The organism is Fulvivirga sp. (assembly GCF_040218215.1).
Classification (GTDB): Bacteria; Bacteroidota; Bacteroidia; order Cytophagales; family Cyclobacteriaceae; genus Fulvivirga.
Map to the genome: position 1 here is coordinate 109,968 of NZ_JAVJQL010000017.1, position 13,193 is coordinate 123,160.

A 13,193-nucleotide genomic window follows, 5' to 3' on the forward strand; every position below is an offset into this window, starting at 1 on the left:
TTTTAAGATTTAAGTGATAAGGATTTGATAATCCATCTAAACTTATTTGGCAGGAGTAGTTGCAATCATTAGACTATAAGTTGGGTCATTCATTAATGTTTATATAAATATTGATAAATTAAAATAGATGAGTCTAAGGGATTCAATGTTAAAACATTATGTAATGTTTTGATGATTTATTTAACTTTATTAATTCGTAAAGCATTGAATATCAGTATTTATATTAAAATAGTTTTATATTTTATACTTACTGTTACATGTACTTTGTGTATGAATGTTGTTTTTTTATTTACAGCCTTTTAAACTACTCTTGTAAATATTAACCGACTATATTTAAACATTTACACAGTAAATACGTTGACTACAGAATTTTCGCTATTTCAAGCCTCTCTTAATTTGATCATCTATTTCAATGAAAGTTATTCTTATGATCTTACAAGAGACTTAATCAATATGCCCGTGTGGTTTCATATTGTAAGTAATCATAGTTCTAATAGATTTGAATAAAGAGCTATGTTAATAATTGATAAATTTTGGAGTGTTTTAAAACAAAAATTGAATAACAATTATGTTATAGTGTTATTTAATTTTATTGTTATTTCTAGTTATAGTTCAACTAGCGCACAGGATATTAGTACTTTTATCAATTTTGGCCTTGATAATAATGTGCAAGCGCCATGGAATAATACTCTATCAGCACCATCTTCTGGATTTAATATATCTAATCTTCTAGATGAAAATGGAGTTACTCAAACTATGTCTCTTGAAATTGAAACTGACAATTGGGGTGGTTCTCAATCGGGTGTATATGATGAAGGTGCTCAAACAGGAGATGATAGCGGAGTTTACCCAGATGCTGTAATGAAGGAGTACTATTATTTCGGGACTTTTGGCGGCAATAATCCTGTAATTATGAAATTAACTGGTTTAGACACCAGCAAAGAATACGATCTTATATTTTTTGGAAGTAGTATTTGGAGTGGGGAATCTGACAACGGCACAACTCAATATGCGGCAGGAGGACAGATAGTTTCTCTAGATGTACAAGGTAACACATCTCAAACAGCTGAAATTTCGGGACTTCAGTCAGATGTTAGTGGAGAAATTCTAATAACACTTAGCAAGGCAAGCGGAACACCGGTAGGTTATATTAATGCAATGCAAGTAGTTTCCCGTACTCCTTTGGCGGTTTCTCCTCCTTCAACTTTAGTCTTGAGCAACAACACAAGTTTAAGTGTTTCAATGAATTGGATTGATAATTCAGAGAATGAAAGTGGTTTTGAGATCTATAGAGCTTCTTCTAGTGGTGGGCCTTATGATCTAGTATCAACAGTAAACAAGAACGTTACGAATTTTACAGATTTTAATAGAACTCCACAAACCAGTTATTTCTATGTGGTAAAGTCTTTTAATTCCTCTTATCACTCTTCTTATTCTAATGAATTGGGAGTTACTACAGGAGACCCGGATAATGAGCCAAGATCTTTCTACGTAAATTTTAATAGATATAGTCCTGCTGGTACACCATGGAATAATTTCGATCTTATACCGCTGGCGGGCACTAGCCTTCAAAATATAATCGACCATGCAGGAAATACAAGTACAGTGTCTATTACTTTACTTGACGATTGGACAAACACTGAGGTTCAAGGGACAAGTACCTCAAATAATAGTGGTGTTTTTCCTGATAATGTGATGAAAAGTTACTATCGCATATATTCTGGAAGTACATCTATAAAAGTTAGTGGACTGGACCCAACAGGTCTTTATGATTTTGGTTTTTTAAGTAGTAGAAATAATGAATTTAATTCTTTAACATATATCATTATTAATGAAGATAGTATTCTTACAGATGCCGCTTATAATCAATCAGTGCTAGGAAAGTTGATGAATGTTCAACCAGATGTAAATGGGGACATTTTTATTACGGTCCGAAATGCTTCAGAGCATGGATCCTCTCAAGGTTATATAAATGGGTTGGAAATGATTAAGACTTCTTCAATGATACAACCTAGTATGAGCTACCTTATAGATTTAGGAAACCCAGCTAATCCAACTCCTGGTAATTGGAATAATGTCAGTGGAAATCAGGAAGATGGGGCAACTATTGCTGATTTGATTACCAACAATGGTAATTACAGCCGAATAAAGCTTGTTGTAGTAGATGACGCAGATAATGGTTTTGGGCAAGATGATGGCTATAATACCAGTGGCTATAATGGATCTGTATTAGGCTATCCTATTACTGCTTGTTCGGACAGCTATTTTGCCTATGGCCCAGGAGGTATTTATAAACTGACAGGTTTAAAAAGCTACATGCAATATTCTGTTAAGATTTTTGCATCAAGGACTTCATCAACGGGTGACAGAACAGGAAGCTACACTATTAACGGTACAACTTTAACACTTGATGCAGAAAACAACGCTTCACAATTTATCACCTTCAATGATTTAATTGCAGATGAAAATGGAGAGGTTATATTAGATTTTGAATTGGCACCAGGGTCTAATTTTGGATATATAAATGTATTGGAGCTTACTGAAACGGGTACTTTAGCTATTCAGACTCCTGACAATTTTAATGCGGCACTTAATAACCCCACAACTGTAGATTTAACTTGGTCAGATAATGCCAATAACGAAACTGGCTATTTCATTGAGCGCAAAGCGCAGGGAGAAAGTAACTTTACGTCTGCTGACATTACTGCTAATTCTACCTCTTATGTAGATACTGGTTTAGAGTACAATACAAGTTATCAATACAGAATAACTGCCTACAATGCTTCAGATACCTCATTATCTTCACGGGCTTTCACCATTCAAACAGGTAGTGATCCAAACGCAGCTCCAGCAACCACTTTTACTTATCTCATTGACCTTGGAGACCCTGCCAACCCAACTGCAGGAAACTGGAACAATGTATCTGCACATCAGGAAGCAGGTGTTGCAATTCAAGGTCTGGTTAATTCAATAGGAAATTACAGTGACATCAATTTTGAAGTAGTTAACGAAGCGCATCATGATTATGGCGAAGGAACCAATAGCGAAGGTCATGCAGGGTCCGCATTTGGTTATCCATCTACAGCCTGCTCAGATAGCTATTTTGCTTACAGTACTGGAGGAATTTACAAGCTTACGGGGTTAAAAGGTAATACAAACTATTCCATCAAAATATTTGGATCAAGAGCATCGACAACTGGGGGAAAAGTAGGTAATTATTTCATCAATGGAGTTTCCAAAACACTGGATGCCCAAAACAATGCTTCAGAGTTTATAAGCTTCGAAAACTTGATAGCAGACAACAATGGGGAAATAAAGATTGATTTTGGCTTGGCATCGGGATCAAACTTTGCATATATCAATGTTTTGGAACTTACAGAAACAGTAGTAGTTATGATTGATGCTCCTGAAGGGTTGGTTGCCACACTTTCGGATGCATCATCTATTAGTTTGACTTGGTCCGACAATGCTGATAATGAAATAGGCTATAGGTTGGAACGAAGAATAGAAGGTGAATCAGTCTTCGATACCATTGACTTGCCAGCTAATACAACCAGTTATGATGATGTAGGACTAAACTACCGGACTTCCTATGAATATAGAGTGACTGCTTATAGTGCAACAGATATTTCTTTAACAAGTGAAGTAGCAATGATTGAGACTGGGATTGACCCTGCTGAAAGTCAGTTTTCCTACCTTATCGATTTAGGTGATCCTGCTATCCCAACATCAGGAAATTGGAACAACGTGACTGTTAGTCAAAACGATGGAGCAACAATCTCCGACCTTATTAATAGTGATGGTATAAGCAGCCAGATTGCTTTTGTTATTATAGATGATGCTGATAATGGATTTGGTGATGGTAGTGGACATAACACACAGGGTTATGCTGGTGCAGTATTGGGTTACCCAGCTACTGCGTGTTCCGATAGTTATTTTGCCTATGGCCCTGGAGGAACCTATAAGTTTACCGGATTAAATGAAGAGATGGTTTACTCCGTTAAGATATTTGGCTCAAGAGTCTCCACTTCGGGAGACCGAACCGGGAGCTACCAGATTAACGGGTTGACCCAAACATTAGATGGAGAAAACAATGCTACAGAATTTATTGTATTTGAAGATTTAACACCAGATCCAAATGGAGAGATAATATTGGATTTCGGTTTAGCAACCGGATCCAGTTTTGGATACATAAATGTTATTGAGTTAATAGAAAGAGGTGTTGTGGAACCACCTTCTTCAGGACCCATTACATGGACTGATCTTATAGGTGTTGAGGTTCAAGCTGATAATTCATTACTGAAAACAGCAAGTTGGGGTACCAATAATGCGGGGGCTGCTTCTGAGGAGGTTTTGGCTGCTAATACAGACGGTTGGGTAGAGTTTACAACCAATGTAATGGGCAGAGACAGGTTTATTGGGTTAAGTAATACAAATCTAAACGCTTCCAATTCTATTGATTATGCTATTAGGATTACAAGCAGCGAAGAATATATAGTTACTGAATCAGGGAGTTGGAAATTTACAGGTGGAACGATAGAGGATGGAGACATTTTCAGAGTTGAAAGAATAGGTACAACAATTGAATATAAAAGAAATGGTGTAATATTTTATACTTCATCTAAGCCTTCCACAACTTCATTAATAGTAGACGCTGCGCTGTATCACTCTGGTGGCGAGATTAATGGAGCAGTGATTTCCTTTGGTACATTATTGAATAATGGCGAGGTTAACGATCTAGCAGAAATACAAGCCCTCCGCGACTTATATGAAAGTACTGATGGTGCCAATTGGACAGATAATTCAGGCTGGCCAACAACGGCAGCAGAATGGGAAACTATTACTTCTATAGATCAGATGATTGGATGGAAAGGAGTTACTGTTTCTGCTGGAGATATTATTTATCTGACTCTTACAAATTTAAATTTAAAGGGAGAAGTTCCATCGTCATTAGGGAATTTGGATAAGTTGATACGATTACATTTGAATAACAATAATTTATCCGGTACAATACCACAAGAATTAGGAGGAATGAGCTCACTGTTACAATTGCATTTGAACGGTAACTCCTTGACCGGTTCCATTCCATCCAGCTTGGGAAATTTAGCATTGCTGAATTCACTGGAATTGGGCTACAATCAGTTGGAAGGAGAGATTCCCTCAGAGTTAGGGAACCTTTTAAACATGACGTCTTTGAAAATTGAGTCCAATAAGTTTTCAGGTTCAATACCAAGTAGTCTAGGAAACTTAACCGAGTTGGTATATCTGCAAGCAAACTCCAATGAACTGACAGGAGAAGTTCCATCGTCATTAGGGAATTTGGATAAGTTGATACGATTACATTTGAATAACAATAATTTATCCGGTACAATACCACAAGAATTAGGAGGAATGCGCTCACTGACTCAATTGTACTTGAATAATAATTTGTTTAACTCTATCCAAGATTTTAGCTCATCGACCACTGTTACGATATGGAATGTCAAGGTAGAGTACAATTATATTCCGCAAGATCAAATAGGCATCAATCAAAATATTTTCACCTCCTATACCCATAGCCCCCAGCTAGTGATTAACGGAAATGCAATTGATGTTATCGAAATTGCAGCCCTCAAAGACCTCCATGAAAGTACAAACGGAGCTAATTGGACTAATAATACTAATTGGCCTTCTACAACAGCAGAATGGGATGCCATTACATCAATCGATCAGGTAGATAGTTGGCATGGTGTTACCATTTCAGATGGGGACGTTCAGGAAATTAAAATGATTAATAATGGACTTGTGGGTCAGATTCCAGCGAGTATTGGTAATTTCAGTGGATTAAAGTTTTTACGATTACAATCCAATCAGTTGAGTGGCGAGATTCCTGTTACTATAGGTAACTTAGAATCTTTAGAATGGCTTTATCTATCCAACAACAATTTGAATGGGGCCATACCCCAAACGATTGGTAATTTGACTTCATTAGAAAGATTGGTACTGTTTCAGAATCAACTATCAGGGTCAATTCCATCTTCTATAGTCAATCTTACCAATTTGGTTATCTTGGAATTGTATCAAAACACGATTAGTGGAGCTATTCCTAATGAAATTGGTCAACTGACAAATTTGGTAACACTGCATTTATCCAATAATCAATTCTCAGGAAATATCCCAACAACAATTTCACAGCTAAGTAATATTCAAAATTTCTATGCTGCAAATAATTTATTAACAGGGGAAATACCTAAGGGTATAGAAAACTGGACTTATATAAAATATATTTATCTAAATAATAATCAATTGTCAGGTGAAATAGATGTTGAATTTAGCCATCTTACTAACCTTCGTACAATCTTCTTGAACAACAATGAATTAAGTGGAAGTATTCCCAATGGATTGTTGAATGCTCCTTATTTAAATTTTATTAATGCGGGTTATAACAATTTTACTACTTTGCCAGATTTAACCCTGCATTCTAATGTAAGTGGTTTGAAATTATATGTTGGAAGCAATCAACTCACCTTCGATCAAATAGAAAAGAATCTTACAGGACCTGATACTCATCCATTTGCTATTTATACCTATGGTGCTCAAAAAAGCCCGGATAATATAATTCAGCTACCCGCTGGCTATAATCAACTACTGGTAAATGACCGATTTGAAGGAGCAAACAATAGCTTTCAATGGCAGAAGTTGGTTGATGGAAGCTGGCAGGACATTCCTGAAAATGCCAATAATTTGAATTATACAGTTTCTGAGACTTTTCCAGGAGAAAAGTACAGATGCTTGATGACCAATAGTTGGGTTTCTGGGGTTGAGATTTATAGTTCCACTTATGAAATTACAGATTATGTCTCATTTGTCTACTATGCAATTGCAGATGGTAATTGGAATGATCCAGCGATATGGTCTTCAGATGAATCTGGTGAGCCTGCTAATTCGGTCCCTACAGTGCATGATGTGGTGGTTATTAACGACCATGCCATCATTGTCACAGAAAGTGTTGACTGTAAAGAAGTAAATCTAATTTCTACTGGCAAAGGCAACCTCACTGTTTCTGGAGAGGAATCTGTGCTCAGGGTTTTAGGAGAAATGCGTGTCAGAAATAATGCTTCAAACAAAGCAACATTATTCAGGGTGGTTGAAGGTGGTAAAATTGAATGTGAATAAATGAAAAATATACTAACAGTAATTGGTGGCATACTAATCATTTCTGTTTTCAGCGTGGTTTATTCTGATTACAAAAGCAAAAAGATCGGATATGTGAATAGCCAAGAACTGATATATGAATATAGTGGCACAAAGGAGGCCATGGTAAAGTTCAATAAAAAGAAGTCTGATTGGCAAAGTAATGTGGATACTTTGAAAATTGACTTTCAAAGGGCTGTAGATCAGTTTAATAGAGACTTTAAAAACTTGTCAAATGAGGAAAGAAACAAACGTGCAGAAGATTTGACAAGAAGGGAGAATCAGCTGAAATCATATAGCGTGGCCATAAGTGAGAAAATTGAAGTAGAAGATCAAAAATTGATGCAGGAAGTATTGGATCAGGTCAACGTTTTGATAGAAGAGTATGCCAGGAAGAATAATTATGATTTGATATTAGGGACTACCGATGCCGGAAGCATTTTATATGGGGATGATCAATTAGACATAACATCTGATATTCTGGAGGAATTAAATCAAAAATATGCAGGGAATGAGTAGGGTATATATTCTTCTTTTACTGATTTCACTTGGTTGTAAACCATTAAGTGAAGTGAAGTATGATGCTGATGATTATATGCATTGGTTTGCCAATAGCTCTCTGGTAAAGCAAAAACAAACAAAGTATACTAATCTCGAGGCAAGGTTGCTGCCAGTAGAAATTCTAGCCATTCGCGAGCTTGGGTCTGATAAATTGGGTGCTGCAGGTCTTGATTCAGTAATTAAATCATATCAGGATGCCTTATATTTTGAACTCAAAATAAGTTCCACTACTAATATCAATCTTCTGAAATCTGAAACTTCAAATTATGAAGAGTATAAGGAGCGAATCCATTTTCTAAATTTCGAAGCAGGAGATGTTTTTTCACTGAAGGTGGGAGATGATAGCAAGGATAATCTACTCTATCATTTTGAGGGTTTTAGTGAATTGAGTAATACCCTGAACTTTTTAGTTGCCTTCGAGAAACCTGAAAATTTAAGTTCGAATGACAAAATAACCTTGTCATTTGAAGACCCATACTGGCATTCTGGCATCAATAATTTCTCCTTTGAAATTGATGAATATATTAACCATCCAAAATTGATTATCAACTGATGTTTAAAAGAAACAAGCTCCGTAGGAGAACGGCATTCCTATTACTTTTAGTATTGCTTTTTGATATAGTAGGCCCCTCAGTTAGTTATGCATTAACTTCTGGTCCCTCACAGCCTGAGTTCTCCAGTTTCGAGCCTGTGGCTACCACTAATATGGTAAATGAGTTTACAGGAGATTTCACCTATAACCTACCAGTTATTGAAGTGCCAGGCCCACATGGCAGTGGCTATCCACTTTCATTATCGTATCATAGTGGAGCTTCACCAGAGGAGGAAGCTAGCTGGGTGGGGTATGGATGGTCGCTTAATCCAGGGGCTATTAACAGAAGTACTCGAGGTTTTCCAGATGATTACAATGGAGCCGAGGTTAAATACCATAACAAAATGCCTAATAACTGGACTGTTTCTGTGGGTGGATCAATAAACCCTGAAGTCTGGAGTTTGGATATCCCTTTGTCAACGCAAGCATCAATAAGGTATAATAACTATCAGGGATTTGGCTACAATGCAGGAATTGGGGTGGCCTTAGGGAAAGGTATTGTCAACTTAGGTTATAACGTTTCTAATGGTCAATCGAGCTATTCCTTTAACATTAGCCCCGGTGCAATAGTTAGTAATTTGCAATCTGCAGAAAAACGAGCTTTAAAAGAGCTCAATGAAAAGTTTGACTTTTCTGGAGTACATCAAAATGTTAAAGTAAAGGCAAAACTGGAAGTTGGTAGTTATAGTGCTGGTGGAGCCTATGGCTTTGCATCTTTTTCTTCAGTTGAAAGGTCACTTAATTCTCAAAATTATATTGGAACATCAATCAATGGGTCAGTAGGTCTAAATGCAACTCCAACATTTTTAGAAGCGGGATTAACTGGAAATATATTTGGAAATATATCTGTACAGCTGTATAAGGATACGGATAATCTGAACGCATTCGGCTATTTGTATTCTAACAACGCTGGAGAAGAGGATATCATGGATTATTATTATGAGAAGGAATCATCTTATAATAAGCGGGATGTGTTTTTAGGAGTTCCATTTACCAATAAAGATTATTTTGCTGTAAATGGAGAAGGCATTGCCGGAAGTTTTCAGTTTCATGATAAGTCTATTGGTCATTTTAAACCGAATAGAACTGTCAGTGAGACTATAATTGCGAATGTAGGAGGAGAGGCAGAATTAGGGTTCAATTGGGGGGCTGGTGCAGATGTTGGATTAGGTGTCTCTGCCATAACAACCCGCGGTTGGAAAGAAGGTAGAGGAGGTTTTTCCTCTATTGACGATAATAAAAATGATATCTATTTAAAATTTTTAAACGATCCGGGAGGAGAAATAAAACACCAAAGTGAAGATCAACTGGTTATGGCATCATTATCCGGAGGAGGAGTACCTGGAGCTAAGAACTTTAACTATGCCTTGCCTGGTGGGAGTGAAAACATGGATGAAGATGTAGTGGGCAGGTCTTCTTTTATTAATTATAATACTAATGCTGAAATAGATGCATCGAGGGCTTCTGCAAATCATTACAAAAGGTATTCGTTGAGAAGTGATATTTACAATTCAAACCTAGAGTCCAGAAATGTAGATGCTAATAAAGTAGCTGACGGAATAGGAGAAATGGCCATTTTCAATGAGAATGGTCTCAGGTATGTGTATGGCATTCCTGTCTATTCCCGCAATGAAAAAAACTTACAGTATGGTCTGCAAAACATTGCCGAAGGTGCTGTAGAAAATAATTTTTATGTTTTCGATAAAGATGATAAAACTAAGCTGGGAGAAGAAAGACAGTCTTCCTATGCAACCGCTTATTTATTAACCGAAATAACTACACCAGACTATATAGATAGAACATCAAACGGCCCCTCAAAGGACGATTTAGGTGGCTATACGAAATTCAATTATACCAGGCATGCAGGAGGCAGTTCGGAAAACAATTGGTACCGATGGCGATTGCCCTATACCGGGTTGGCTTATTCCAGAAACTCTTTATCTGATCCAAAGGATGATTTGGGAGCCTACAGTGAAGGGCTTAAAGAACTTTATTACCTGCAATCAATAGAAACTCAGACGCATGCTGCCATTTTTGTTACATCAGAGCGGGAAGATGGAAAAGATGCTGCTGCCGATGCCATTCAAAATAAAACTGCAGCAGGTTCGAAATCACTAAAAAAGCTCGATCGTATCGAACTCTATAGTTTGATAGATGTTAAAAGGGTGGGCAATGAATTGCTTCCCAAAGAGAGTGCTAAGCCTATTAAAACAGTACACTTTGATTACGACTATCATTTAAGTCAGAACCTTCCCAATGGCTCCAGCGGTAAGTTGACTTTAAAAAGGTTATGGTTTGACTACGAGGGGATCGCATCAGCCAAAATCAGCCCTTATCGTTTTGATTATGATTATAGCTTTGATAACTACCCTTCAAAGTATCAGGATATTCTGGATGAAGTGTCTGGCTATACAGTTGCCCAACAAAATCCTAATTATGATAAGTTTAATCTTGATGCCTGGGGAAATTATCAGATGGATGGTGCTTCCAGGTACGATGAGATGAAAAAATGGGTCAATCAAAAGAATGAAGTTCAGTTTGACCCGGCTGCATGGCAATTAAAAAAGATTACGCTACCTACAGGAGGAGAAATTCATGTTCAATACGAACAGGATGACTATAGCTATGTGCAAGATCAGGAGGCTCATGCGATGATAAGCCTTAATGAGGGTTCAGGAGGTGTTGCAAACAGATACTACATTGATACGGGTGCTGATTTGGAATTGACCGCTGAGGAACTCTTAACAATGAAAAGGCTGATTAATGAGCGGTATGTAAGAGATGGTAATAAATTGTATTTTAAATTCCTCTACAAACTCATTAATGAAGGCATTCCATCATTGGAGAGTTGTAATGCAGAATATATTACCGGTTATGTTGATGTTACTGATGTTGGCATTGATGAAAACACTGGTCAGTTATATATGAGTCTTTCAGACGATAAATCCAAAACTCCAGAAAAGGTATGTAAGGATTTTGTTAAGACGCAAAGACTGGGAAACCTGAACCCTTCAGGCGACTGTGATGCTTCCAGCAATGGAATAGATCCAAACAGTGATGTGATTTCAACCTTGGAGAAATTAGCCAATATGGCTAAAACCATTGCTGTACCAGATGTTCTTTGTAAAGATGTTGCCTATAATCTTTCATATTTCAGACTTCCACTTCCAATAAGTAAAAAGGGTGGAGGTGTTCGTGTTAAGAGGTTGATGATGTATGATCAGGGGTTGGAGAATAATCCTGTGTTGTATGGTAATGAGTACATCTACGAAAGTTATGATCCTTTGACGCAGTCGGTACGAAGTAGTGGGGTGGCACAAAACGAACCCGTAGCTATCAGAGAAGAGAATATATTAGTGGACTACATTGCCAGAGATAAGCAGGAGTGGTATGACAGGATCATATCAGGTGATGATAAAAAGCAATCTGAAGGGCCACTGGGAGAAAGTATTTTGCCCGGAGCATCTGTAGGATATTCTCAAATTGTTGTGAATAACATTCATAGTGGAAGAACAAATACGGGTTTTAATATCAAAGAATATTATACGGCTAGAGATTACCCATTCAAAGCTGAAAAGACCAATATTGAAGGTAAGACTGATTATTTACCTGCTCCTTTTGGGCTGATTAACATATTTGTTAACAATCATTGGGCGACCCAGGGTTTTGTGTTTAAGCAAAACAGCATGCACGGACAGCCAAAACGTGATGCCAATTACTCAGGTATTTATACACCAGAACTAAATGAAGCTACCGTAGTGAGTGAGCAGGAGTTTGTATATTTTGAGCCTGGAGAAAAGGTTCCAATGATCAATGATCTTGCTGCTGGTATTACCATGGAAAACCCAGGTAAGGAAGTACAGCTGACCTTTGCTGATAAGGCGCTTATAGAAGAACAGTATGACGCCAATTTAGAGGGAGATGCAAGTATTGGAATAATTCCTTTTTTCCCATTCCCAATTTTTGTTCCACAAGCTACTATTGCCCCTAGCCTTACCCATACCAGAATGGAGATGCACACCCATGCTACTACAAAAGTGGTTAGCTATCCTGTGGTAATTAAAGAGGTAATATCACGCCAAAATGGAATAGAACACCGAGAAGTGAATTTGGCCTTTGATAAGAACACGGGTAAACCAGTTTCTGTCAGGTCTTATGATGAGTTTGTGGGCTCCTACCTGAAACAATCGATACCTGCATCATGGCATTATGATAACTTCAACCAGATGGCTACCGAAGAGGGTAAGATTATTGAAGCTGCTATGGAATACACCTCTGATAATGGGGATAGTAGAATTACATTCACCGATGCAGAGTCATGTCTGGTATTACCTCAGTTTACAAAAGGTGATCTTTTACAAATAGGGGAGGATAACTACTACCATGTTCGTGGTTTCGATTACCTGACAGATGAAGTATTACTGACGCCATCTTCTGTAAACAAAACCAATGCGCCAGCTAGCTTTAGTTCAGTAAAAGTATTGCGAAGTGGTAATAACAACCGGTTGAATGACCAGGCTGGGGAAATAACCTTCCATAGTACTAGCGATGATATTGAGCTTCCGGATGCTAATGATGATTCGAGATGGGTGAGCAATGATTTTACTAATGATTTAAATGCTGCCATAGGTGCGAACACCGAATTTACACTAGCAGGGCCATATATAGAAATGAACATGTCATCTTATATAAGTGCTGTACCCATAGGTTGTGAGTTGGATTTAAGAGATGTAACGGTGCGAAATGCTCACTTTGTTTATTTCGACAAAGAAGGAAGTCTTGATTTGTACCTTCTTGAATTTGAAATGTTGTGCGCAGATGGCACCTGGAATAAAATAGATGCCGAATCGATTTAAATTATGAAAAC

Annotated in this window: 4 protein-coding genes; all 4 read left to right on the forward strand. The window is 37.4% G+C overall.

The window, feature by feature from the left end; all coding sequences use genetic code 11:
• Positions 1 to 513 precede the first annotated feature (513 nt).
• Genes RIB54_RS13385 through RIB54_RS13400 form a run of 4 tightly spaced genes read left to right on the forward strand, consistent with a single transcriptional unit; the run spans position 514 to position 13,182 of the window.
• Positions 514 to 7,155, forward strand: coding sequence for a leucine-rich repeat domain-containing protein (locus RIB54_RS13385; RefSeq protein ID WP_350101380.1), 6,642 nt, complete (start codon positions 514 to 516; stop codon positions 7,153 to 7,155).
• A complete protein-coding gene (locus tag RIB54_RS13390; protein WP_350101382.1) occupies positions 7,156 to 7,692 on the forward strand; it encodes an OmpH/Skp family outer membrane protein in 537 nt (178 codons plus the stop codon).
• The gene (locus tag RIB54_RS13395; protein WP_350101383.1) at positions 7,685 to 8,287 is read left to right on the forward strand and encodes a hypothetical protein; all 603 of its coding nucleotides are present in this window, start codon (positions 7,685 to 7,687) and stop codon (positions 8,285 to 8,287) included. The genes RIB54_RS13390 and RIB54_RS13395 overlap by 8 nt, the downstream gene beginning before the upstream one ends.
• Positions 8,287 to 13,182 (forward strand): hypothetical protein, encoded by a 4,896-nt coding sequence (locus RIB54_RS13400; RefSeq protein ID WP_350101384.1) that lies wholly within the window; start codon positions 8,287 to 8,289, stop codon positions 13,180 to 13,182. Before RIB54_RS13395 ends, RIB54_RS13400 begins: the two co-directional genes overlap by 1 nt.
• The last annotated feature ends 11 nt before the right edge of the window (positions 13,183 to 13,193 follow it).

Excerpts from the sequence above, each read along its gene's own strand:
- RIB54_RS13385 (WP_350101380.1), top strand. The coding sequence starts at position 514 with ATGTTAATAATTGATAAATTTTGGAGTGTTTTAAAACAAAAATTGAAT.
- RIB54_RS13390 (WP_350101382.1), top strand. The coding sequence starts at position 7,156 with ATGAAAAATATACTAACAGTAATTGGTGGCATACTAATCATTTCTGTT.
- RIB54_RS13400 (WP_350101384.1), top strand. The coding sequence starts at position 8,287 with ATGTTTAAAAGAAACAAGCTCCGTAGGAGAACGGCATTCCTATTACTT.
- RIB54_RS13395 (WP_350101383.1), top strand. The coding sequence starts at position 7,685 with ATGAGTAGGGTATATATTCTTCTTTTACTGATTTCACTTGGTTGTAAA.